Genomic DNA, 21,092 nt, shown 5'->3' on the forward strand with positions numbered 1-21,092 from the left:
CACACCCCGGCCCGCTACTCCTCCGGGACGCGCGGGCCGACCTCTCCCCGCCTCAGGTGCTCCGCGTTGCGGTCGGCCTCGCTGTCGGCGTGTGCGGCCCCGGAGCCGGGATCCGTCGTCCGACGCCCCTCGGCGTCCTGATACACAGCGCCGGTCTCGAGGGCTCTCTCCTGCTGACTCTGCTCGGGCGTAGTCATGGATTCCCCCTACCCTCCGGGTTCACCAGCAAACGGTCCCGCCGGTGCTGCCGTCGCGCTGCTCTTGCGCACGGTGGGCCGACGTATCGGGTACCGCACCAACGGTCTGCTACCGCTGTGGGCGGCGTGCGTTCTCGACCATCGCCGAGGCGACGTCGCGGACCTTGCGGTTGCTGTCCTGCGACATTTTGCTCAGGATGGCGAAGGCCTGCTCGGGGGTGCAACGACGCTCGCCCATGATGATGCCCTTGGCCTGTTCGATGACGGCGCGGTTCTCCATCGCCTTCTGCATGTGCCCGGCCAGGGTGGCCTGGGTTTCGTACAGGTGGGCGTTGGCCAGGCCGACGGCGGCGAACCCGGCGAACGTCTGAGCGATAGCGATCGCGTCGTCGTCGAAGGCGTTCGACGTGGTGGCGTAGATGTTCAGCGCACCGGTCACCTGCTCGTGCACGGGCAGCCCGACCGACAGGGAGCTGTGCGCGCCGGCCTGGGCCCAGCCGGGCCACCGCTGCTCGCTGCCGGTGTCCGGCACCATCAGGCTGGAGGTGCTCTCAGCGGCCTGCAGGCACGGGCCGTAGCCACGTTCGTACTGCTTCTCGTCCAGGGCACGGGCGAGCTCGCCGGTGAACGCGGCGGTCTGCGGCTTGTTGCCGTGCAGCAGGGTGACACTGACCTCACTGGCCCCCGGGATCGTGCGCTTGGCCAGCTGCGCGATTCTGTCCAGCAGGGCGTCGAGGTCAACGTCCGCGAGTCGAATCCGGCCGAGCTCGGCGAACGCCTCGTGCGGGTCCATGGGTTCGACGTGCGTCATCAAAGCGTCCTTAACGAGGGCGCGTGTCACCACCAGCCGCCTGGGGTGGGGTGGAGTGCGCGGATCGCTGCAGGACTCCGCAGGCGGAGTCCGGGATCCGCGCCGCTTCTTGACGCTGGTCTCGACGACGCCCATCGAAGGCGCCGTGCCACAGGTCTCCAGCCTACCCGTACCGGAACGTCGGGCGGGCATCCACGTCCTGCGGTGGCGGCGTGCCGCCCCTCGCGACGATCGGCGGCGGTTCCCGAAGGCGCGTACGCTCGGGGTCTGTAGTCGACGCCTCCAACCGTCGACCGAACCATCGTCAAGCAGCGGCGTAGGTCTAGGACCCCTCCGGAGCGGGGGCTGCAGCGACCTACGCACGCCGGCCCCGCCGAGGGCGCCGGTGAGGTGCCCTTTCCACACCCCGGCGTGTACCGGCGGCCTCGCCCTGACCCTCGACGAGTCGCAGTACGCGCTGGGCGAAGGCCCGTGCCTGCAGGCCGCACGTGCCACCACGATCGAGTCCGTCAGCGACATGGCAACCGAGAGCCGGTGGCCGGGTTGGACCGTCGGCGCGCTGGGGGCAGGAGTCCGCAGCTCCCTGTCCATCGGGTTGCCGGCCCGCGCCACGGGCGGCGGGGCGCTCAACCTCTACGCCACCGACCCCCACGTCTTCGACGCCGCCACCGTGGCGGTGGCGCAGGTCTTCGCCAGCTACGCCACTCTCGCCATGGCCAACGACCATCTCAACGACGCCCAGGTGACCCTCTCGCAACACGTGAGCGCCGCCCTGGACAGTGAAGCCGTCATCGAACAGGCCAAGGGGATCATCATGGGCGAGCGGCGCTGCACCCCCGAGCAGGCCTTCGCCGGCCTGACCACGATGGCGCGCGACACCAACCGAACCGTCCGCGAGGTTGCCCACGCCATTGTGGAGCACACCGCCGAAACGGCCGGACAGTAGCCAACGGCGGCTCGCCCGCGCTTAATTGTCCCGGTTAGGGGAAAAATTGGCGACGATGCCACAGCCGCTGCAGCGGCGGGCATCCCGCGGCCGCCGGTCGAGAAGCCGGCCGGCGGCCACATGCGGGTGCGGCCCCGCTCCTGGCCTCACGCGACGCAGAACTCGTTTCCCTCGGGGTCGAGCATGACGACGTGCCCGAGGACGTCGCCGTACCGCTCCTCGCGGACCACAGTCGCGCCGGCGGCAACCAGTTCGGGCACCTTCTGCCGGATCAACCGGGCCCGCTCGGCCATGTCCCCGGAACCTGGGCCGGCCACCCGGATGTCGATGTGCACACGGTTCTTGGCGGATTTGCCCTCGGGGACCTTGAGGAAGCTGATGGCGGGACCCCTGCCGTCCGGGTCGACGATGGAGGCGTTGTCAGGCTCGTCGAACCCGGCCTCCTTCACATAGCCGAGGGCCAACGCCCAGAAGGCGGCGATCCGCTGGGGATCGTCGGCGTCGCATCCCAGGGTCCAGAGAGTGGCCACCGCGCCAACGTACGTCAGCTATGAGGCCCTGTCACCGACCCGGCTGACGCCCGGAGCGCTGGGGCCTTGGGTACGGCGGTGGTGGCTCAGTGGCCGCGGAACGCCTCCTCCAACCACCATGAACCGCGCGCGGCGCTGACCTTGGCGTCGATCACCAGCGGCCGGGTACGGGGACCAGCGAGCCACCGGCGTACCGGTTCGAGATCGTCGACGGTCCGGACGGTCAGCCCGTCGCAGCCGTAACCGCTGGCGATCGCGGCCAGGTCGGTCTCGGGGAAGGTGACGGTCTCCAACGGGTGCCCGTCCGGGCCGAAGTGGTGCACCTCGGCCCCGTAGGCCGCGTCGTCGTAGATCACCACGAGCAGGGGTAGCGCCAGCCGGACGGCGGTGACCAGTTCGGTAGCGGACATGACGAAGCCACCGTCGCCGACCGCGGCGACGGTGAGCCGGTCCGGGCGGGCGACCGCCGCGCCGAGCGCACTGGCCAGACCGAGCCCGACCGACTGGAACGCCTGGGTGAAGCAGAATCCGGCGACGTCCGGCACGTCGAGCCACATCGACGGGTAGCCCATGAAGTTGCCGGAGTCGACCACCACCGTCCGGTCGGCCGGCAGCAGGTCGTCCAGGGCGGTCGAGAGCGTCCTCGGGTCGATCGTCGCCGGGGCTCCGCCGCCCTCGTCCTGGTAGGGAACCGTCCGCCACCGGCAGTGGTCACGGATCCGTCGGGCCAGTTCCGGCGTACGCCATCCGCCGGTGGTGGCGTCCCCGGCCCCGGTGGAGCCGACGCTCAGCCGAGCGAGCAGCGCCTCGGCGACCGCCGTCACCTCGCCGGCAACCGTCAGGTCGACCGGACGGTGCACTCCGAACGCGGCCGGGTCGTGGTCCACCTGGACGACGACGGCGGAGGGCGGGATCAGTTCGCCGTGCCGGGTCGTCCACATGTTCAGCGTGCTGCCCCACGCGACGACCAGGTCCGCCGCGCCGATCAGCTCGGCGGTGAGCGGGGTGGCGAAGCCACCGGCCACGTCGAGGTTCCACGAGTTCCCGGCGAACAGTCCCCTCGCGGCGGCCGAGACCGCGAGCAGCGCGCCGCACGCGTCGGCGAGCCGGGTCAGCGGCTCCCGGGCCGACCGAGCGCCCCGACCGGCGATGAAGACCGGTCGGCGGGCGGCGTGAAGCGCGGCCAGCAACGGCTCGACCTGCGGGGCGGTGACCGGGGTCGGCGCGACCGTAGGGACCGGGCCGGACCACGGTTCGGTCACGGCTTGCTGCACCTCCAACGGGAGACCCAGCACCACTGTCGCGCCCCGGGCGGCGGCCCGGTACGCCCGGCCCGTGTCCTCGGCCGCGTGCGTTGCGCGTACCCGGTGGAAGTCAGCCCCGACCGCGGCGGCGAGCGCCGGTAGGTCGATGAAGAAGTTCGACAGCGGCGCTGTCGCCTCCGGGGCCAGGACCACCATCGGGGTACGGCTCTTCGCGGCCTCGGTGAGGCCGGTCAGCGCGTTGGTGACGCCTGGGCCCTGGTGCACCGAGAGCAGTCCGACCGTCCCGGCGGTGCGGGCGTACCCGTCGGCCATGCTGGCCGCGCCGCCCTCGTGGGCCGCCGCCACAAACCGGGCGCCGGCCGCGACGAGCGCGTTAGTGACATGGAAGTTGCCACTGCCGACCACCCCGAAGACGTGCCGTGCGCCGTGTGCGTACAGGACCCGCCCGACCACCTCGGCTACCCGCATCGGTGGCCCGGCCTACCGTTCGACGAGAGCGAGGACCCGACACGGGCTGCCGGAGCCGGAGACGATCGGCAGTGGCCCGGCGATCACCACCGCGCCGGTCGCCGGCAACTGCGCCAGGTTACGGAGCTGGGTCAGGCCGTACTTGTCCTGGCCGAGCAGGTACGAGTGGCACGGGAACGGCGGGTCGAACGAGTGCGCGGCCCCAGCGTCGGTCCCGACCGTCTCCACCCCGACGCCCTGGATCGGTGACTCCTCGGCCAGCCAGCGGGCGCACTCCACCGAGATGCCCGGGGTGCGCCCGGCGTTGGCGTACCGCTCCGGGTCGTCGCCGTACGCGTCCCAGCCGGTGCGGTAAAGCAGCCAGCCACCGGTGGGCAGGGCGCCGTGTTGCGCCTCCCAGGCCTTGACGTGGTGGACCTCGAGCAGGAAGTCAGGATTGTCGGCGGCGTCGGCGGCGTGGTCGATCACCACCGCCGGGGCGATCAGCTGACTCACCGGGACCTGCGACACGTCCGCGCCCTGTTGACCGGTGACCCAGTGCACCGGGGCGTCGAAGTGGGTGCCGGTGTGCTCGCCGGTGGAGAAGTTGTTCCAGTACCAGGCCGGGCCCCGGTCGTCGTACCGGCTGATCTCGCTGAGCTGAAACGGCCAGGTCTGGCCGAACTGCTCGGGCAGACCGAGGATCGGGGTCTGGTCCGAGAGCGGAGCGGTGAGGTCGACAACCTGGATCCGGCCGCTGGAGAGAGCGGCGACAAACTCCTGGAGCACCGTCATGCGGCGACGGTACACCCGCACATGCCTCCGAATTGGACCGTGGAATTGTCATCCGAGAGTGCTGCGGGTGCGTGCCGCGATGCGGATGGTGGTGCCTGCGGGTCCGCTGTCGACAAGGAGGTAGTCAGCCATGTTCCCGACCACCCAGAGGCCCATTCCTCCGGTGTCGGACAGCGGCGGTCGCTCGGCGCACGGGACGTAGCGAGCGGCGCGGAAGCCCCGTCCCTGGTCAGTGACTTCACAGGTGAGCTGACCGTTCAGGAGCAGGCGTAGGTCACCTTCGCCGCCCCCGTGCCGAATCACGTTGATCATCAGTTCGTTGACCGCGATGACCCAGTTCTCGATCTCGTCGTGGTCGAGGCCGCACCGGCGACTGACGGCCTCGACCTCGTGTCGGACGCGGTTGAGGTCGGCGAGGGTGAACGACGTCGAGAGCAGGGGCTTACCGACGGTGGGAGTGTGGTGGTCGAGCGGCGGGTTCGCCACTGCTTCCCCTCCCTGTCGGACGTGGAGCCGGTGACCTTACCGGTGGCACGAGGGAGGATAGCTCTCCGGAACGGGCTCACCAGTCGGGCACTGCGTCGATGTGACATCGGAAGGTACCCCGCATCGACGGCACGACACTGTTGATCTCGCTCCTGACGTGCCATCGGCGGCGTGCCGGCGTCTAGGCTGCCTGGGTGGCTGACGCCGAGGTGGTGACGAATGAGGAGCGGCTGCGACGCATCGAGGCGATCACCGATGCCGCCCTGTCGGGGCTGAACGTCGCCGACCTGCTCGACGAGCTCCTCGAACGGGTCCGGGATCTGCTCAAGGTCGATACCGCCACCATCCTCCTGCTGGACGACCACACCGGCGAGCTCGTCGCGACCGCGGCCAAGGGCCTGGAGGAGGAGGTACGCCGCGGGTTCCGCATCCGGGTCGGACGCGGCTTCGCCGGGCGGGTGGCGGCGACACGCGCGCCGGTCACGATCCATGACGTCACACCCGACGACGTGGTCAATCCGATCCTGCTCGCCACTGGCATACGTGCCCTGCTGGGTGTGCCCATGCTCGCCAACGGCAACCTCATCGGCGTACTACACGTCGGCTCCCTGGCCCTGCGGCGCTTCGGCTCCGAAGACGTGAAACTGTTGCAGCTCGTCGCCGATCGTGCCAGCCTCGCAGGTCAGGCCCGAGCGCAGGTCCTCGACCGGCAGGCAGCGCTGGCCCTGCAACACAGCCTGCTACCGGGCCGGCTACCCGACATTCCCGGCCTGGACCTGGCCGCCCGGTACGTGCCCGGCCATGACCTGGGCATCGGCGGCGACTGGTACGACGTGTTCACGTTGCCCTCGGGCTGGCTGGGCGCCGTCATCGGAGATGTCTCCGGCCACGGGCTGCCATCCGCCGTTGTCATGGGACGCATCCGCAGCGCGCTACGCGCCTATGCCCTCGATTCCGACGATCCCGCCGTGGCGCTGACCTCTCTCGACCGCAAGATCCACCACTTCGAGGCGGGCACCCTCACCACCGCCGTCTACGCCCTGATCGCGCCCGACCGGGCAACGGTGCACCTCTCCTCCGCAGGCCATCTGCCACCGCTGCTGGCTGTACCCGGTCATCCCACCCAGCTCGTCAGCCTGACGGTGGACCGGCCACTCGGCGTGGGCCGACCATCCACCAGTCGCCGCACCACAGTTCTGGACCTACCGCCGGGAGCGACGCTCGTCTTCTACACCGACGGACTGGTGGAACGCCGCAGCGAACTGATCGACACCGGCATCGAGCGCCTCGCCGACGCCGTGCGGTCCGGGCCCGCCGAGGCGTTGTGCGACCACATCATGGTCACCACCGCGGAGGAGCACCCCAACGACGACATCGCCCTGCTCGTCATCCGCCGCCAACCATCATCGGACTAGATGTGCTGTCCAGGGAGGTTGGTTGAGGCCTCTCCGGGTGTCGGCGATCCGGCGTCGTGGACGGCGGAGCGACAAAGGTTATAGTTGCCGTCGAACAAGTTCTACCTTCAGCAGCGAGGGACCATGACTGCCGCTTCCGCGGGAGGTACCTCGTGCACCCTTTCTCACCCGGTCAATGTCCGACTGAGCAATGCCTCCTGCGGGTCGACGTACACATCGAGACCTCGACGCGGGCCCGAGTCACCGCCGTCGGTGAGCTGGACGGCTGCGTTACCGATCACTTCGAACAGGTTGTGCAGGGCATCCTTCGCGAGCACGACATTAGAGACATAGAGGTGGACTTCGCCGGCGTGAGGTTCATCGACTCTGCCGGCATCAGGTGCCTGCTCACCTGCCAAGAACACGCCTACGAGACAGGATGCCGGCTGCGTCTGAGCAACCTGACTCCGACCGTGCACAGGGTCTTGGCCATCACCGGGCTACTGGGTGTCCTCGGCGTGCCCGACCGCTTGTCCCCGCCGTCTCGATCCGAAGCATGAGGGACACAGAGGGGGCGTTCACCGGGGCGTGCGCTGGGCCAGTTGGCCCGTCGCCGTCAGGGAGCTTGCGACGTCGACGAGTTTCCGGTTGGTGTTCTGACTGGCCCGCGCCAGGACAGCGAATGCCTGATCGGCGGTCAGCTTGTGACGCTCCATCAGGATGCCCTTCGCCTGCCCGATGACGTCCCGCACCGAGATCGCCTGATTCAGCTGTTCGAGATGCTGCGCGCCGGACATCGCCACCGCGGCGTGCGCGGCGAACAGCAGCCCCACGTGCGCCGAGTCGTCATCGAAGGCGTGCGTGCGCGACGAGTACAGGTTCAGCGCGCCGAGGTTGTCCTCCTGCACGTACAGCTGGAACGACAACATGCTCGACACGCCCAGCTCGGCGGCGCGCCGGGTGAACCGGGGCCACCGCTCCTCGACCGTCATGTCCGGCACGTGCACGGTCTGCTGCTCGTACACCGCGCTCAGGCACGGGCCCTCACCGACTTCGTACTGCACCCGATCCACCGCGTACGCCAGGTCGGCGGTGCCGGCCCGAGTGTGGACCTCCCGGCGGTGTTCCACCACGGACAGGGCGGCGTAATCCGCGCCCGGCACCGTGCCCACCGCTGCGCCGGCACTCGCCTGCAGGGTCGCTTCCACGCTGTCCTCGTGCTGCAACGTCCGAGCCAGGTCACTCAGCTTCGCCGCGAGATCGTCCACCGCTACGGGCCGTGGCTCGTCGGTGCCCGCATCGCTGTCACTGCCAGCCATCCCGCTGCTCCCTCACCTAGGCGGGCGGCCCCGGACGGGATTTCCTTACCGGCCGGGCCTGACCGGGGCACTTGTCGCGAACCGCGCCCCAGCTTGCCCAGGCCATGACGTCAAGACCACCGTCACGGAGCCGGCAACGCCGCCAGCGATAATCCACGCTAGCTGGTCACCCGCACCTTGCTGCGCGGATTGCGGATTGCAGCGAAACCCGGCTCGTTAATGGTTGTCCCGACGCAGATGTCAGGAAACCCGTCCGGCGGCTCCTGCGGATCCCTCGGCTCAGCCGGCTACTCGGACGATGCGTAAGCCGCCCCCGTCGGGGCACTGGACCATCGACTGCCGAAGGAGATTTTCTATGAGGAAGCCGCCGTACTCACCGCCGGGATCCCGCCGGGAAGTAACTGGCTGGCTCGCGGACGCGCTGGTCAGCCTCGCCGAAACCCCGAGTGACGCCTCGTTGATCGATGATCTGTTGCAGCGGATCGTGCGGCTGACCGCTGACCTCGTGGCTCCGGTGAGCTATGCGTCGGTCACCCGGACGCGCGACGGCGCGCCGACGACGGTCGCCATAAGCAGCGAGATCGCGTTCGCTGTCGACCGCGCCCAGTACGCCGACCGGGCCGGGCCGTGCCTGGACGCGCTCGACGCCGGTGTGCCCGTCGCCGTGCCGGACATCGCGGCAACCATGACCTGGCCCGGGTTCCGCGAGGCGGCGCTGAACCTGGGCCTGCGGGCATCGCTGTCCATCCCCCTGTTCGCCGGTGCCGGTGTGACAGTCGCCGCGCTCAACCTCTACGGCCATGACGCCGACGCGATGGCCCCGCTGACCGACCGGGTCTGGACGGTGTACGACCCGGAGCGCACCCGCACCGGAGCCTCGGACCCACCGTCGGCGGACCCGGGCACCGAGGAACTCGTCAGCGGACTCATCGAGGCCTTCGCCGTGCGTGCCGTGATCCAGCAGGCCCTCGGCATGATCATGCACCAGCGGCGCAGCACGGCCGAGGAGGCCTACCTGATCCTGCGGGTGAAGGCGGCCGAAACCGGCAGATCACTCATCGAGACCGCAACCTCCACGAGACACCACGATGACAGGCCCATACCCGAAACCTAGGACGACGGGCCAGCTGCCGAGGTCACGCCCTCGCCGTTTCGGGACGGCGAGGGCGCCGTCGGCCCAGCGCGGCCGGATCCACCGACCGCCGCAGGGCACCGGCCCGCACCTCACGGGATGGCGGTGAGCTGCATCCTCAGCTTGGCCAGCGCGCGGGTCAGCAGCCGGGACACGTGCATCTGTGACACCCCGATCTGCTCGGCGATGCCCTGCTGGGTCAGGTTGCCGTGAAAGCGCAGTGCGACGACCCTCCGTTCCCGGTCGTCAAGGACCGCCAGCGCCGACGTGAGAGCCACCCTGAGTTCGGCGAGGGCAAGTTCGTTGTCGTCGCCGCCGAGAGTGTCGCCCAGTTCCCTGGACGTGGTGCCATCGCCGAACGGGGTGGACAGTGAGACCGCGTTGTAGGCGCGGGCGCCTTCCAGCCCTTCGAGGATCTCCTCCTCGGTGAGGTCGAGATGTCGGGCGATGTCGGCGACGGTCGGTGAGCGGCCCAGCAACTGGGTGAGGCTGTTGTTGGCCTCGCCGATGGCCATCCGCCGCTCCTGCAGCCGCCGGGGAACACGGACGTCCCAGGTGCGGTCGCGGAAGTGGCGCTTGATCTCCCCCACGATGGTGGGGACCGCGTAGCTGACGAATTCGATCCCACGAGAAGGGTCGAACCTGTCGATCGCGTTGATCAATCCCAGTGCTGCCGTCTGGCTCAGGTCCTCGTTCGGCTCGCCACGGCCGTTGTAGCGCCGGGCGAGGTGATGGGCCAACGGAAGCCAGGCCTCGATGGCCCGGGCGAGGGCGGCGGGCCTGGACGGATGGCCAGTCGGCAGCGCGACCATCACGGCGAGGAGGTGGCTGGCCGGCGACTCGGGCGTGGTGCTGCGGTCAGCCAGGCTGTTCGTCGGTGCGGGCCGGCCTGTCGACGTGATGGTCATGGGTTCCTCCGCTGTCCGGTGTGGGCGTCGTCGCGACCCCCCGTGCGGGGAGGTCGCGTCGTGCTCAGACCGGGGCGGGTCGCCAGCCGTCGGCAAACCTGCGTCAATGGACATCAGGTGGGCCTTCACGGCCGCTGCGGTCGCTGGCTCGTCGGGTCACGTGCGGACCTCCCGAGACTCGGGATGGTGTCGGGCACGTGGCTTGACCCAGAGGAAAGCCTAGAACGGTGGGCGAACTTCTGCCACCGGTCAGCAGCTGCGGTGGGTGTCGCTCCGGTACCGGCAGGGCTGACTCACCGCTCAACCCAGCTCCGGTTTGCCGGCAAGAGGCAGGGGTACCAATTTCGTGGCGCTTCGGCCGGGCGCTGGGCGGCAAGCGGGTCGACCGCGTACACCACCCTCTCGATCCGATCCTCGTCGCCGCCCCCCTGGGCGCTGGCCGCGGGGGTCGCCTATCTGGCCCTCCGCCGAGTCGCCGGCACACAAAGGATCTAGGTCGACCCCTGCGGTAGAGCCGCGTCGAGGTCGGGTGGGCGTCGACCAGTGTGATTCGGCGGTGGCGGAACCGTCCACTGTTGAACGTGCTCGGTCGTCGGCGGCCGACATGGCACGATGGCCGTGTCCTGCGCCGCCGGTGGCCGGGCACGACACTGATGGAGTCGGGATGTCAGAGCTGGCCGGCCCGCCGGTGCCAGGGTTGGCGAAACTGTGGACGCACGACCCGGTCACCGCCGGCCCCTATCGCCTGGTCGGGCGGTTGGGCGCGGGTGGGCAGGGGGTCGTCTATCTCGGCGAGGACGACGCCGGTGACCGGGTCGCGGTCAAGATGGTCAACGTCGATCTGAGTGATCCACGGGCGCGGTCGCAGTTCGTCAAGGAGATCGCCGCCGCCCGCCGGGTCGCCCCGTTCTGCACCGCGCAGGTGCTCTTCGCGGAGGTGGACGGCGAGCGGCCGTACGTGGTCAGTGAGTTCATCGAGGGCCTGACCCTGCACCGGCACGTCCGCGAACGTGGTCCGGTGACGGGTAACGCCCTGCACCGGCTCGCGGTCGGCACCGTCACGGCGCTCGCGGCGATCCACAGTGCCGGGGTGGTGCACTGCGATCTGAAGCCGGACAACGTGGTGCTGGGCGAGGACGGTCCTCGGGTGATCGACTTCGGTATCGCCCGGGCGTTGGGCAACACGGAGACGGCGTCGAGCCGGGTCATGGGGACCACCGCGTACATGGCGCCGGAGCGGTTCCGCAACGACCCGATCGGTCCACCCTGCGACGTCTTCGCCTGGGCGGCCACTGTCGCCTTCGCCGCCGGTGGTCGGCCGCCTTTCGGCAACGACTCGCTCTTCGCCGTGATGCACCGGGTGCTGAACGATCCGCCCGACCTGCCGGCGATGCCTCCCGTTCTGGACGAGCTGATCCGGGAGTGCCTGGCCAAGGATCCGGCGGACCGGCCGGCCGCCGAGCGGGTGTTGGTGCGGCTGCTTCGGCAGGACGGCAGGGTCACCGAGCCGCTACGTCGGGAGAGCCTGCTCGAGGTCGGCAACGAGACGGCGGGCGCGCCGACTCCCGACCAACCGCTCCCCCAGCTCACGCCGACGGCACCGCAACCGGGCGCTACGCAGCCGCAGGTGCCGGCCCGGCCGACGGTGCCGACCCAGGCCCGACCGGTCCAGCCGGCGCACCTGCCGGTGCAAACCCAGCCGGCGCACCTGCCGGCGACGGAGCCGGGCGTTGGTGCTGGAGGCGGCGGCGGGTTGCGGCGGTTGCGTCGTGAGGCCCTTGACGCCTGGGGCATCTCGACAGCGCTCTTCCTCGCTTCTGTTGGTGCCGCCGCCGGCTACGTGGCGTCGAGCGCTGTCGGCCCGGCCGCCGCTGTCGGTGCTGTCGCCTTCGTCGTGGTCTACCTGGTTCGACTGCTGGTCGCGACGGCCCTCGGGAGGCGGTCCGACCGCTGGTGACCGGCACGCCGGGGGCGGGGTCGCCGACTGGCGCCGCATCGATAGGTTGACTGCCACCAGCCGCCCGCCGAGGAGGACGTCCCGATGGCCCCATCCGCTACGCGTACGCGGCAGTGGTTGCCGTACACCGCCGCCGTCACCGCCGGGCTGGTGGTCATCGCCGGGGCGTTCGTGTTCGTTCGACAGCGCGAAGCGGGCAACGACTGTGCGACCATCCTCCAGGTCAATTCCTCGACGGAGAAGGCGGCTCTGCTGGTCGACCTGGCCGAGCGATACAACGTGAGCGAGCGGTCGATCAAGGACGGTGGCTGCGCCCAGGTGCACGTCAGCGCGTTGAACTCGGGCAAGGCCACCGAGGCGCTGGCCACCGACTGGGCAAACACCGGCCTGCCGCAACCACAGGTCTGGCTGCCGACGTCGAGCCTGTGGACCGGCCAGCTCCGGCTGCTCGACGAGGCCGCCGGGCGGGAGTTGCAGACTCCGGACGACTACCCGTCGATCGCCAACAGCCCGTTGGTGATCGCCATGCCACAGCCGAAGGCCGAGCTGGTAGGCAAGCGGGGGGCGCTGGGCTGGGGTGAGATCCTGGGCCTGTCCGGGCGGGACGGGTGGGCGGACTTCGGCAAGCCGGAGTGGGGTCGGTTCACCTTCGGCAAGGACAACCCGAACCTGTCCACCTCCGGGCTGGCGGCGACCATCGCCACCTACTACGCGGCAGTGCGACGGGCCAATGACCTGACCGAGTCCGACCTGGCCGACCCGGCGGTGACCCAGTTCGTCCGCCGGATCGAGGCCAACGTGTCGCACTACAGCGACGATTCGGTGGACCTGCTGCGCAGCCTCGCCGAGGCGGACCTGACCGGCGGCGCGGGCAGCACCGAGGACATGAGTGCCATCGTTCTGCAGGAGGAGTTGGTGGACCTCTACAACACGGGCGCGCTGAGCCCTCGGCAGGAAGGGCAGGAGCGGGGCCGCCGGCCGAACGTCCCGCTGGTCGCCGTCCATCCCAAGGAGGGCACGTTCAACCTCGACCACCCCTTCGTGGTGCTGCCCTCCGCCGACAATCGGCAGCGCGCGGCAGCGGCCGACTTCCGGACGTTCCTGACCGAGGACGCCCAGCAGGAGAGCTTCGCCCGCCTCGGTTTCCGGGACCACGAGCGTCGCGCCTCGGCGGAGCTGCTCGCCAGTGTCGGCGCCGAGCCCACCGGCGGGCTGAACTACTTCGAGCCACCAGAACCGCAGGTGGTCAGCGCGATGCTGGACGGCTGGCGCACGCTCCGCAAGAAGGCCAACATCCTGATCACCCTGGACACCTCGGGGTCCATGCTGGCGAAGGTCGGCACCCGTACCCGTTTCCAGGTGGCCGCGACGGCAGCGAGCAAGGGCCTCGCGCTGCTCAACACCGAGGACCGGGTGGGTCTCTGGTCGTTCTCCTCGGAGACGCAGCAGCGGCCGAAGAGCCCCTACCGGGAGGAGGTTCCGCTCGGCGGGTTCGACCAGAAGCGGATCAACAGCAAGATCGCCGGCCTGCAGGTCGCTGGCGATACCGCGCTCTACGCGACGATCCGGGCCGCACACCGAGAACTGCTCGACCGGTACGACCCGCAGCGGATCAACGCGATCGTGGTGCTGACCGACGGCAAGAACGAGTACAGCAAGGACAACGACCTGGCCCGGTTGCTCGCCGAGGTCGCCCTGGACCCGCGGCGTCCGGTAAAGGTGTTCTGCATCGCCCTCGACCGGGAGTCGGACTTCGCCACCCTGGACCGGATCGCCAAGGCGTCGTCGGGCAAGGCCTACGACGCCACCGACCCCGCCAAGATCGACGAGGCGTTCGTGAAGCTGGTCAGCAGCTTCTGACACTTCCCGCTGGGACAACCAGACCGGTGGGGGCCAGGCGCTCGGCCCGCCCCCCACCGGCTCTGCCGTCAGACGAGTCGGCGGCGGACCCACCAGAGGGAGAACAGGGACAGCACGGCGGTCAACGCGATCAGCACGCCGAACTCCCGCCATTGCAGGCCCCAGAACTTCGAGGCGGGCACGTAGCTCACCTTCAGGCTGAGGTTCTGCTCGCCCAGCCACCTCTGGCACGCCTCGCGCCCGCCGAGCGCCCTCGGTCCGCACCGGGTCATGTCGGCCGGACCGGTGAACTCCGCTCCGGTCGAGGTGATCGTGGTGCTCGACACGACCCAGTCACCCCTACGGTCGGGCTCGACGTGGACAGTCATCTGCCCAGTGTCGGAGCTCATCGAGATCCCGAAGTCGCCGTCGAACGTCAGAGGGGTGACCGTGGTGATCGGCTGGGCCAGCCAGGGGCGCACCACGAACGGCGCGGCGATCTGGAGGCTGACCACCACCAGCAGGGTCACCGCCATCGCGCCCAGGGTCCGCCGCAGCAGCAGCCCGGTGGCGACACCCACCACGAAGGCCAGCGTCGCGTAGCCAACCGGGACGATCCCCCGGGCTGCGAACACCAGCGGGTTCATCCGGTCCGCCGAGGCCCCGTCGATCGGCTGCGCCCACTCGGTCAGCACCAGGCTGAGCAGGCCGGCACCGAGCGCGGCGGCACCGACGCCGATCGCCAGTTTGACCAGCAGCCAACGCCCGCGGCTGACGGATTGGCTGAAGACCATGCGGTACGTGCCGGACTCCAACTCCCGGGCCACCAGCGGCGCGCCCCAGAAGATGCCCACCAGGGCAGGCAGCAGGTAGAGGGCCCCGATGGCGGCGATGTGGAACTCACTCGCCCATCCCGGTTGCAGCGCCTGGAGGAACGCCTCGCCGGCGGCACGGCAGGCGTCGCCCTGGCAGCCGGTGTATCCGGTCTGCGTGGCCAGCTCGGTCACCTCCGACCAGGTCAGCGCCAGAGCGCCCAGGAGCGCCAGCAACAGGGTGCCGGTGGCCAGGGCCGGGGTGCGGAACTGCCGCCAGGTCATCCAGATCATCGCTGCCCCTCCAGAACCCGACCCGTACCGTCGTTGGTGGCGCCGCTCATGTACGCCAGCACGATGTCCTCCAGGTCCAGCCGGTCGACCTGCCAGGACGGGTCGACGATCGGCGCGGTGCTGCGCACCACCAGTGTCGACTGCACCTCGGTGTGACTCTGCTCGACCAGGGCTCGCCCGGCGCCCAACTCGGCGGTGTCGCGCCGCCGCCCGACCAGGCGGTGGTGGGTGGCGAGCAGGTCGTCCACGTCGCCGGCCACCCGCACCCGGGAGGCGACAAGCACGATCAGGTGGTCGCAGACCCGTTCCAGGTCGGCGACCAGGTGCGAGGACATCACGATGCTCATGCCCTGCTCGGCGGTCAGCTCCATCAGCCCCTGCAGGAAATTGCGCCGGGCGAGCGGGTCGAGGGCCGCCACCGGCTCGTCGAGCAGCAGGAGATTGGGCCGCTTCGCCGCGGCGACGGTCAGGGCCAGTTGGGCGCGCTGGCCGCCGGAGAGCTTGCCCGCCTTCTGTTTCGGGTCCAGGCCGACCTGGGCGATGCGCCGCTCGGCGAGCGCGGCGTCCCAGGACGGGTTGAGGTGCGCGCCCATCCGCAGGTGGTCGGCGACGGTCAGGCCGGCGTAGACCGGGGTGTCCTGCGCGACGAACCCGACCTGCGGCGACCCGCTGACCGGCCGCGCGCCGAGCACCTCGATCCGCCCCGCGGTCGGATCGAGCAGCCCACAGGCCAGTTGCAGCAGCGTGGACTTACCGGCGCCGTTCGGCCCGACCAGGCCCACGACGTGGCCGGCCGGGATGTCCAGAGTGCAGTCCTTCAGTGCGGAGCGCCGCCCGTACCGCTTGGTCAGGCCGTCCGCGATCAGGGCGCTAGTCATCCTCGGGCCTCCGAAAATGCCCGAAAGCTGCTGAGGAAGAGCGCCTCGATGCTCTCGTCGTCCAGGCCCGCCTCCCGTGCCTCGGTCAGCCAGCGGGCCAGGCCCTGCCGCAGCGGCTCGTGCTTGCTCAGCGAGTCGCCGACCAGCGTGCGGGTGACGAACGTGCCCAGCCCGGGCCGGGCCGTGACCAGGCCCTCGTACTCCAACTCGCGGTACGCCTTGGACACCGTGTTCGGGTTGATGGCGACCCGGGCCACCACCTCCTTGACGGTGGGCAGCTTGTCGCCCTCATTCAGGACCCCGAGCCGGAGCGCGTGCCGTACCTGTCGGATGAGCTGCATGTACGGCGCTACTCCGGACCGCGCGTCCAGGTGAAACTCAATCACCTCGCCACCCCATTCTACTAGTTGCCTAGTAGAATAGGGCCATGGAGGAGCTGTCCGCTACCTCGTTGCGATGGGTCCCACCAACGTGGCTACAGGCCCAGGCCCCGCAGGGTCGGTACGGTCTGACCCACCCAGGCGAGGTCGGTGTCCTCGCGAGCACCCTGGGTGCGTTGTGTGCCGGCCAGGAACCACAGGAAATAGGTGGTGTAGCCGGGTGCGCTGACCACTGTGTGGTACCCCTCGGGCATCATCTGCATCACATGGTCACGGATGGTGACGTTCTCCTCGTACCCGTCGTCGGTGTAGACCCGGCTGATGCCGAACCCGTTCGCCGGGTTGACGCGGTAGTAGTACATCTCCTCGTGTGCTGCCTCGGCGGGCAGGTCGTCGACCTTGTGCCGGTGCGGCGGGTAGGTGCTCCAGTTGCCCGAGGGTGTGTAGGTCTCGCCGACGATGAGCCGGCGGGCCGGCAGCTCCGGCTGGGAGATCTCGGTGAGGATCTGGTGGTAGGTACGGCCGAAGTTGGCCGCTCCCCAGCGGCCGCCCACGACCTGCTCCGGCGCGATGACATAGGGGTCTGTGGCCAGTTCGCTGGGTGCGCTGGGTAGGGCTATCTCCACGGCGGTGACCGCCTCGACGGTCACCGAGGCGCCGGCCGGGATGTAGACCGAGTGCGGCTTGCCGGAGAAGACGTCCGGACGCTTGCCGACCTGCGGGAAGTGGTGGCCGGCGACGGTGAAGCTGGCCGTGCCACCGAGGATGACGGCCAGGATCTCCCGGTCACCGGACTCGCCCGTCCAGGATTCGCCGGCCGACAGCCGCAGCAGTGTGAAGTCCAACAGCCGGCAGGGATTGAAGGGCAACGTGTTCCGGCCGTCGACGGCGGGAATGGAACAGTGGTAGCGGTAGTCCATGATCACCTTTCGGAATGCGGGGCGGAGCGGGTCGGTGCGCGGTGGTCACCAAGGGCTGGTCCAGCCGGGAATCGTGGCGCGGGTGAGGGCTTCCAGGTAGAAGTAGTCGCCCCACAGGGTTCCCTCGTCGACGCCGACGCTCTTGGGTTTGTCGTAGACGCCGTGCAGGATCAGCGCGTTCGAGGCCGGGTGGCCGCCGGTGGAGTAGTGGCCGATGAGCGAGCGCAGGATCTCGGCGGCGGCTTTCCGGTACCGGTCGGCGCTGGCCGTGTCGTCGGTGAGGCCGTCCGCCAGTTCGATCAGGCCGCAGACGGCGATGGCCGCGGCCGAGCTGTCCCGCTCCTGGCCGCTGCCATCGCCGAACTCCAGATCCCAGTACGCGACGTGGTCGTCAGGCAGGTGAGCGAGGAAGCGGTCGGCGCAGGTCCTCGCGGCCGCGAGCAGCGCGGGGTCGCCGATGTGCCGGTGGTTGAGGCTGAACCCGTAGATGCCCCATGCCTGCCCACGTGCCCAGCAGGAGTGGTCGGAGTGGCCCTGCTCGGTCTCGCCGCGTAGCGGCGCGCCGCTGGCCGGGTCCCAGTAGAAGGTGTGGAAGGTGGTGCCGTCCGGACGCAGGATGTGCTGGCGCAGCTGAGCGGTGTGCCGGCGGGCCGCGGCGGCGTAGCGGTCGTCGCCGGTGCTCTGGCTGGCCCAGAAGAGCAGCGGCGTGTTCATGAGGCTGTCGATGATCGTGCGCCCGCGTTGCCGGGGGTCGTTCAGGTCGCCCCAGGCCTGGATGATTCCGGCCGGTTCGAGGACGCGCGTCATCAGGTGGTCGGCGGCGGCGAGGGCCGCGTCTCGGGCCTGTGGATCGCCGGTACGGCGGGCCGGGGTGACGCAGGCGAGGGTGTAGAGGAACCCGAGGTCGTGGGTGTCCAGGTCGATGCCGTGGGTCATCCGGGCCGCGAAGCTGTCCACGTGGGAGAGCGCCGCCCGCAGGTGGCGCTCGTCGCCGGTCAGGTCGTGTGCCAGCCAGAGCATGCCGGGCCAGAAGCTCGTGGTCCAGCCGACGTTGGCGCCCTCGGGCTGGCCTGCGCTCGGTGGCCGGAGCGGGTAGCGGTTGGCGTCGGTGGTGTCCGCGGGGTACCGGTCGCCGAAGGTGGCGATGTTCGAGTCGACGGTACGTATCGCGGCGGCCACCGCGGCCGCCGTGGCTGCTGCGTCGGAGTTGGGACGGACGTCGGTCGCCGTCATGGATGCTGGTCTCCCTCGTGGGTCCGGTCCGGTGCCGGGCAGGTGTGTCGTCGGTGGGTCGGCTCGGTGGCCGGAACCTGGTGCTCAGGTGGTCTGGGGTGCGGTCGTCGGTGGGTCGAGGGCGGCGCGCAGTGTGAAGCGGCTGTTGGCCCAGACCACGTAGAGCAGTGGCGCGGCGGCGAGGCCGAGCGCGATCGCGGGGCGGGCCGCCAGGATCTGGGCGAGCAGCACGAGGACGAGCAGTGACACTGCGGTGAGGTACCAGCGGCGCACCGCCAGGTACACGCAGGCGCGGGCCACCTCACGCAACCGCGCGGTGGGTCGGTCGGCGAGGGTCACCAGCCCGAGCAGCGTGGTCGCGACGGTGAGGACGATCAGGGTCGCGAGGACCGGCAGGGCGAGTGCCCCGACCCGGTGGCCCCACGCGGCGCGGGCGTCGACGGCGAGCACGACCAGGGCAGCCATGGCCGCCGCCGTCCAGAGCATCGCCGGCCGGGCGGTGGCTCGCCAGGCGCGGCAGTAGGTGCGCAGCACGCCGCCGGTGTCGCCGGCCGAGTAGGCGGACATGACAGCGAAGGCCGCACAGAGCCCTGGCGCGCAGAGCGGAGCGGTCAGCGCGTACAGAGGCCAGGACCGCGCCGCGTCGGTGGTGAACGCGAGCGTCACCAGTGGCAGGCAACCGAGCACCAGCAGCAGGTTGGTGGCGAGCGCGATGTAGAACCCGTCGAAGACGGCGGTGATGGTGTTGTGGCGCGAACGCATGGGCCTCAACCCTTCAGTCCGGTCGAGGCGACGCCCTCGATGAAGTAGCGCTGGCCGAGCAGGAAGATGACAGCGACGGGCAGCACTGACAGCACCGAGCCCGTCATGATCAGCGCGTACTCGGCGTTGTACTGGGAGATGAAGGTGTTCAGCCCCAACTGGATGGTGCGCAGCTCCGGACTGCGCAGGTAGACGAGCGGGCCGAGGTAGTCGTTCCAGGTGGTCGTGAACATCAGCAGGGCCAGACTGGCAAGCGCCGGCCGGGACAACGGCAGGATGATCCGTCGGTAGATGCCGTACTCGCTGAGCCCGTCGACCCGCGCCGCTTCGCTGAGCTCCTCGGGGATCGTCTCGTAGAACTGCTTCATCAGGAACACGCCGATCGCGCCGAACGCCTGTATCGCGACGATCGACCACAGCGTGTTCGACAGGTGCAGCTTCGACATGAGAATGAACTGCGGGATCATGTACGACTGCCAGGGCACCGCGATCGTCCCGACGTACGCCAGAAAGAGCAGGTTGCGGCCGGGGAAGCGGACGCGGGCGAAGCCGTAGGCCGCGAAGCTGCCGGTGAACACCTGCAGGAAGGTGACGATCACCGACAACAGCAGGGTGTTCCACAGCCACGTCGTCATGTCCGAGCGCTGCCAGATGTCGACGTAGTTCCGCCACACCACGGGATCGGGGAGCCACGTGATCGGGATGGTGAAGACGTCATTGTTGGTCTTCAACGACGCCACCACCATCCAGAAGAACGGCAGCAGCAGCCCGGCCGCCGCGAGCACGAGAGCGGCGTACCCGAGGAGCCGCCCGCCCAGGGAGCGGACCGGTCGGCGGGGCGCGCGGCGATTGCCGGGCGCGGCGACGGCCGGGGCGGGCAGGGAGAGGTCGGTAGCGGTCATCAGCTGTTCCTCCGCTTGTTGACCATGAACTGGATGACCGTGATGCCGAAGCAGATGGCGAACAGGACGACGGAGACCGCCGAGGCGTAGCCGAACTGGTTCTCCTCGAAGCCCTTCTGGTAGATGTACTGCGAGAGCACGAGTGTCGACTGGCCCGGTCCGCCGCCGGTCATCACGAGGATGAGGTCGAAGACCTTGAAGCTCTCGATGGTGAGCAGCACCGTGACGAAGAAGGTCGTGGTTCGTAACCCGGGGAGGGTCACGTGCACGAACCGCTGCCACGGTGAGGCGCCGTCGGTCTCGGCCGCCTCGTAGAGCTGGGCCGGGATGGTCTGCAGGCCGGCCAGGAACAGCAGCATGTAGTAGCCCATGTAGCGCCAGGTGCCGACGATGATGACCGCCGGCATCGACCAGGTCGCCGACGCGGTCCAGCCCGGCGGATCGTCCACGCCGACGGCACCGAGAAGAGCGTTGATCGGGCCGTACTCCGGGCTGAACAGCTGGTTCCAGACGACCGCGATCGCCACGATCGAGGTGATGTAGGGGAAGAAGGCGATGGTTCGGAAGAACCGCACACCGCGCAGTTTGCGGTTGAGCAGCAGCGCCAGCCCGAGTGCTGCCACGAGGGTCAGCGGAATGTGGAAGACGGCGTAGTAGACGGTGTTGCGCAGTGCGGTCCAGAAGCTCGAGTCGTCCCACATCCGCCGGAAGTTGGCGGTGCCGGTCCACTCGGCCACCCCGAAGACGTTCCAGTTCGTGAAGGCCACGTAGAACAGCACGACGACGGGTACCAGGGTGAGCGCGGCGAAGCCGATGAAGTTGGGAAGGATGAACGACCAGCCGGCGACCGTGTTGCGCGACACCAGCCGCCGGTTCCTGGGTCTC

General features: G+C 69.7%; 21 protein-coding genes. 6 read left to right on the forward strand and 15 right to left on the reverse strand.

What is annotated here, in order from left to right:
- Window positions 1–306: 306 nt before the first annotated feature.
- Entirely contained in the window at window positions 307–1,008 is a 702-nt protein-coding gene (locus OHB44_RS21660) for a GAF and ANTAR domain-containing protein (protein ID WP_266301929.1), read from the reverse strand.
- Here OHB44_RS21660 and OHB44_RS21665 point away from each other — a divergent pair.
- Window positions 989–1,954 carry a GAF and ANTAR domain-containing protein gene (locus OHB44_RS21665; RefSeq protein ID WP_266301928.1) on the forward strand — a complete coding sequence of 322 codons (966 nt, stop codon included), beginning with the start codon at window positions 989–991 and terminating at the stop codon, window positions 1,952–1,954. The two genes, OHB44_RS21660 and OHB44_RS21665, sit on opposite strands and share 20 nt — an antisense overlap.
- Window positions 1,955–2,100: 146 nt before the next feature.
- Here the strand turns inward: OHB44_RS21665 and OHB44_RS21670 are convergent, their stop codons facing one another.
- The 4 genes from OHB44_RS21670 to OHB44_RS21685 all read right to left on the reverse strand — a co-directional run bounded on the left by OHB44_RS21670 (window position 2,101) and on the right by OHB44_RS21685 (window position 5,477).
- A complete protein-coding gene (locus OHB44_RS21670) occupies window positions 2,101–2,484 on the reverse strand; it encodes a VOC family protein (protein ID WP_238684121.1) in 384 nt (127 codons plus the stop codon).
- 86 nt (window positions 2,485–2,570) lie between these two features.
- Entirely contained in the window at window positions 2,571–4,217 is a 1,647-nt protein-coding gene (locus tag OHB44_RS21675; RefSeq protein ID WP_330438023.1) for a thiamine pyrophosphate-binding protein, read from the reverse strand.
- Between the two features lie 12 nt (window positions 4,218–4,229).
- The gene (locus OHB44_RS21680; RefSeq protein WP_238684123.1) at window positions 4,230–4,991 is read right to left on the reverse strand and encodes a cyclase family protein; all 762 of its coding nucleotides are present in this window, start codon (window positions 4,989–4,991) and stop codon (window positions 4,230–4,232) included.
- A 48-nt stretch (window positions 4,992–5,039) separates the two neighbouring features.
- Window positions 5,040–5,477 carry an ATP-binding protein gene (locus OHB44_RS21685; RefSeq protein ID WP_238684124.1) on the reverse strand — a complete coding sequence of 146 codons (438 nt, stop codon included), beginning with the start codon at window positions 5,475–5,477 and terminating at the stop codon, window positions 5,040–5,042.
- A gap of 194 nt (window positions 5,478–5,671) precedes the next feature.
- On the opposite strand from OHB44_RS21685, the gene OHB44_RS21690 reads away from it, so the two are divergent.
- Both OHB44_RS21690 and OHB44_RS33515 read left to right on the forward strand, forming a co-directional pair.
- Entirely contained in the window at window positions 5,672–6,892 is a 1,221-nt protein-coding gene (locus OHB44_RS21690) for a PP2C family protein-serine/threonine phosphatase (protein ID WP_330438024.1), read from the forward strand.
- 152 nt (window positions 6,893–7,044) lie between these two features.
- Complete coding sequence (locus OHB44_RS33515) at window positions 7,045–7,431, forward strand: STAS domain-containing protein (RefSeq protein ID WP_372488306.1); 387 nt, start codon at window positions 7,045–7,047, stop codon at window positions 7,429–7,431.
- An 18-nt stretch (window positions 7,432–7,449) separates the two neighbouring features.
- On the opposite strand, the gene OHB44_RS21700 is transcribed toward OHB44_RS33515, so the two are convergent.
- On the reverse strand, window positions 7,450–8,190 hold the full coding sequence (locus OHB44_RS21700; protein WP_238684127.1) for a GAF and ANTAR domain-containing protein: 741 nt from the start codon (window positions 8,188–8,190) through the stop codon (window positions 7,450–7,452).
- Window positions 8,191–8,545: 355 nt separating this feature from the next.
- Here OHB44_RS21700 and OHB44_RS21705 point away from each other — a divergent pair, with 355 nt between their 5' ends.
- The gene (locus OHB44_RS21705; RefSeq protein WP_238684128.1) at window positions 8,546–9,304 is read left to right on the forward strand and encodes a GAF and ANTAR domain-containing protein; all 759 of its coding nucleotides are present in this window, start codon (window positions 8,546–8,548) and stop codon (window positions 9,302–9,304) included.
- Window positions 9,305–9,414: 110 nt separating this feature from the next.
- On the opposite strand, the gene OHB44_RS21710 is transcribed toward OHB44_RS21705, so the two are convergent.
- Window positions 9,415–10,230: a SigB/SigF/SigG family RNA polymerase sigma factor gene (locus OHB44_RS21710; protein ID WP_330438026.1), complete on the reverse strand. Its 816-nt coding sequence runs from the start codon at window positions 10,228–10,230 to the stop codon at window positions 9,415–9,417.
- A gap of 664 nt (window positions 10,231–10,894) precedes the next feature.
- Between OHB44_RS21710 and OHB44_RS21715 the strand changes: the two genes are divergently transcribed.
- Together OHB44_RS21715 and OHB44_RS21720 are read left to right on the forward strand one after the other, a co-directional pair.
- Window positions 10,895–12,187, forward strand: a complete 1,293-nt coding sequence (locus tag OHB44_RS21715) for a serine/threonine-protein kinase (protein WP_238684130.1) — start codon at window positions 10,895–10,897, stop codon at window positions 12,185–12,187.
- An 84-nt stretch (window positions 12,188–12,271) separates the two neighbouring features.
- Window positions 12,272–14,047, forward strand: a complete 1,776-nt coding sequence (locus OHB44_RS21720; RefSeq protein WP_238684131.1) for a vWA domain-containing protein — start codon at window positions 12,272–12,274, stop codon at window positions 14,045–14,047.
- A gap of 68 nt (window positions 14,048–14,115) precedes the next feature.
- Here OHB44_RS21720 and OHB44_RS21725 read toward each other — a convergent pair whose 3' ends face one another.
- The 8 genes from OHB44_RS21725 to OHB44_RS21760 all read right to left on the reverse strand — a co-directional run bounded on the left by OHB44_RS21725 (window position 14,116) and on the right by OHB44_RS21760 (window position 21,070).
- Window positions 14,116–15,132, reverse strand: coding sequence for an ABC transporter permease subunit (locus tag OHB44_RS21725; RefSeq protein WP_266301924.1), 1,017 nt, complete (start codon window positions 15,130–15,132; stop codon window positions 14,116–14,118).
- Window positions 15,129–16,010, reverse strand: coding sequence for an ABC transporter ATP-binding protein (locus tag OHB44_RS21730; protein ID WP_238684133.1), 882 nt, complete (start codon window positions 16,008–16,010; stop codon window positions 15,129–15,131). The genes OHB44_RS21725 and OHB44_RS21730 overlap by 4 nt, the downstream gene beginning before the upstream one ends.
- Complete coding sequence (locus OHB44_RS21735; protein WP_112583335.1) at window positions 16,007–16,396, reverse strand: GntR family transcriptional regulator; 390 nt, start codon at window positions 16,394–16,396, stop codon at window positions 16,007–16,009. Before OHB44_RS21735 ends, OHB44_RS21730 begins: the two co-directional genes overlap by 4 nt.
- A gap of 89 nt (window positions 16,397–16,485) precedes the next feature.
- Window positions 16,486–17,310: a 5-deoxy-glucuronate isomerase gene (gene iolB / locus OHB44_RS21740; protein WP_238684135.1), complete on the reverse strand. Its 825-nt coding sequence runs from the start codon at window positions 17,308–17,310 to the stop codon at window positions 16,486–16,488.
- Window positions 17,311–17,355: 45 nt separating this feature from the next.
- Window positions 17,356–18,543 (reverse strand): glycoside hydrolase family 88 protein, encoded by a 1,188-nt coding sequence (locus tag OHB44_RS21745; RefSeq protein ID WP_266301922.1) that lies wholly within the window; start codon window positions 18,541–18,543, stop codon window positions 17,356–17,358.
- Window positions 18,544–18,627: 84 nt separating this feature from the next.
- The gene (locus tag OHB44_RS21750) at window positions 18,628–19,305 is read right to left on the reverse strand and encodes a hypothetical protein (protein WP_330438031.1); all 678 of its coding nucleotides are present in this window, start codon (window positions 19,303–19,305) and stop codon (window positions 18,628–18,630) included.
- Window positions 19,306–19,310: 5 nt separating this feature from the next.
- Window positions 19,311–20,207 carry a carbohydrate ABC transporter permease gene (locus tag OHB44_RS21755; RefSeq protein WP_238684138.1) on the reverse strand — a complete coding sequence of 299 codons (897 nt, stop codon included), beginning with the start codon at window positions 20,205–20,207 and terminating at the stop codon, window positions 19,311–19,313.
- Complete coding sequence (locus OHB44_RS21760; RefSeq protein WP_238684139.1) at window positions 20,207–21,070, reverse strand: carbohydrate ABC transporter permease; 864 nt, start codon at window positions 21,068–21,070, stop codon at window positions 20,207–20,209. Before OHB44_RS21760 ends, OHB44_RS21755 begins: the two co-directional genes overlap by 1 nt.
- Between the last annotated feature and the right edge of the window lie 22 nt (window positions 21,071–21,092).

Source organism: Micromonospora sp. NBC_00821, from assembly GCF_036347035.1.
Lineage (GTDB): Bacteria > Actinomycetota > Actinomycetes > Mycobacteriales > Micromonosporaceae > Micromonospora > Micromonospora hortensis.

Bases quoted from the DNA above. Each gene is read 5' to 3' on its own strand.
- OHB44_RS21665 (WP_266301928.1), top strand. From the start codon at position 989: ATGGGTTCGACGTGCGTCATCAAAGCGTCCTTAACGAGGGCGCGTGTC.
- OHB44_RS21660 (WP_266301929.1), bottom strand. From the start codon at position 1,008: ATGACGCACGTCGAACCCATGGACCCGCACGAGGCGTTCGCCGAGCTC.
- OHB44_RS21675 (WP_330438023.1), bottom strand. From the start codon at position 4,217: ATGCGGGTAGCCGAGGTGGTCGGGCGGGTCCTGTACGCACACGGCGCA.
- OHB44_RS21680 (WP_238684123.1), bottom strand. From the start codon at position 4,991: ATGACGGTGCTCCAGGAGTTTGTCGCCGCTCTCTCCAGCGGCCGGATC.
- OHB44_RS21700 (WP_238684127.1), bottom strand. From the start codon at position 8,190: ATGGCTGGCAGTGACAGCGATGCGGGCACCGACGAGCCACGGCCCGTA.
- OHB44_RS21705 (WP_238684128.1), top strand. From the start codon at position 8,546: ATGAGGAAGCCGCCGTACTCACCGCCGGGATCCCGCCGGGAAGTAACT.
- OHB44_RS21710 (WP_330438026.1), bottom strand. From the start codon at position 10,230: ATGACCATCACGTCGACAGGCCGGCCCGCACCGACGAACAGCCTGGCT.
- OHB44_RS21715 (WP_238684130.1), top strand. From the start codon at position 10,895: ATGTCAGAGCTGGCCGGCCCGCCGGTGCCAGGGTTGGCGAAACTGTGG.
- OHB44_RS21720 (WP_238684131.1), top strand. From the start codon at position 12,272: ATGGCCCCATCCGCTACGCGTACGCGGCAGTGGTTGCCGTACACCGCC.
- OHB44_RS21725 (WP_266301924.1), bottom strand. From the start codon at position 15,132: ATGATCTGGATGACCTGGCGGCAGTTCCGCACCCCGGCCCTGGCCACC.
- OHB44_RS21730 (WP_238684133.1), bottom strand. From the start codon at position 16,010: ATGACTAGCGCCCTGATCGCGGACGGCCTGACCAAGCGGTACGGGCGG.
- iolB (WP_238684135.1), bottom strand. From the start codon at position 17,310: ATGGACTACCGCTACCACTGTTCCATTCCCGCCGTCGACGGCCGGAAC.
- OHB44_RS21745 (WP_266301922.1), bottom strand. From the start codon at position 18,543: ATGACGGCGACCGACGTCCGTCCCAACTCCGACGCAGCAGCCACGGCG.
- OHB44_RS21750 (WP_330438031.1), bottom strand. From the start codon at position 19,305: ATGCGTTCGCGCCACAACACCATCACCGCCGTCTTCGACGGGTTCTAC.
- OHB44_RS21755 (WP_238684138.1), bottom strand. From the start codon at position 20,207: ATGACCGCTACCGACCTCTCCCTGCCCGCCCCGGCCGTCGCCGCGCCC.